The organism is Pantoea sp. PvP021, from assembly GCF_054056055.1.
Map to the genome: position 1 here is coordinate 1 of NZ_JBSRXX010000019.1, position 1,248 is coordinate 1,248.

Annotated in this window: 1 pseudogene; it reads left to right on the plus strand. The window is 67.3% G+C overall.

What is annotated here, in order from left to right:
- Positions 1-1,248: pseudogene (locus ACVKSX_RS23680) on the plus strand (RHS repeat protein); the annotation flags it as partial.

A 1,248-nucleotide genomic window follows, 5' to 3' on the forward strand; every position in this document is an offset into this window, starting at 1 on the left:
TGAGGCATACACCACCCGGACCGCCGCCGACGCCACCGGGGCGGTGCTGACCACCACCGACGCCCGGGGCAACCTGCAGCGCGTGGCGTACGACGCGGCGGGCCTGCTGTCGGGCAGCTGGCTGACCGTGAAGGGCGGCAGGGAGCAGGTTGTCGTCGCCTCCCTGACGTACTCGGCTGCCGGGCAGAAGCTGCGCGAGGCGCACGGCAACGGCGTGGTGACCTGGTACGCGTATGACGCGCAGACGCAGCGCCTCTCCGGCATTAAAACGGCGCGTCCGGCCGGCCACGCCGCCGGTGCGAAGGTGCTGCAGGACCTGCGCTATGAGTACGACCCGGTGGGCAACGTGCTGAACATGACTGACGACGCCGAAGAGACCCGCTTCTGGCGCAACCAGAAGGCGGTGCCGGAGAGCACGTACGCCTACGACAGCCTGTACCGGCTGGTCCGCGCCACCGGGCGCGAGATGGCAAATGCCGGACAGCAGGGCAGCAGCTTACCGTCCGCTACCGTACCCCTTCCCGCCGACGGCTCCGCATATACACAATATACCCGCACTTATGCTTACGATGAGGCCGGCAACCTGACGCAGATATGCCATTCCCCGGCCGCGGGCAGCGGCTACACAACCCGAATCACCGTAAGCAACCGCAGCAACCGGGGCGTGCTGAGCACGCTGACGGAAAACCCGGCAGAGGTGGACGCGCTGTTCACGGCGGGCGGGCAGCAGACCCGGCTGCAGCCGGGTCAGAGCCTGGTCTGGACGCCGCGTAACGAGCTGCTGAAGGTCACGCCGGTGGTGCGCGCCGGATATGCGGATGACCGGGAGAGCTACCGGTACGACGGCAACAGCCAGCGGCTTCTGAAGGTGAGCGTGCAGAAAACCGGCAGCAGCACGCAGACGCAGCGGGCGCTGTACCTGCCGGGGCTGGAGCTGCGCACGACTAAAGCAGGCAGCACGGAAACGGAAAGCCTGCAGGTGATAACCGTGGGTGAGGCGGGCCGGGCGCAGGTGCGGGTGCTGCACTGGACGTCAGGCAGGCCGGCGGAAATCACTGGCGGCCGGCTGCGTTACAGTTACGATAACCTCACCGGCAGCAGCGGGCTGGAGCTGGACGATAACGGGAACGTCATCAGCATGGAGGAGTACTATCCGTACGGCGGCACGGCGGTGTGGACGGCGCGCAGTGCGGTGGAGGCGGATTACAAAACGGTGCGCTACTCGGGTAAGGAGCGTGACGCGACGGG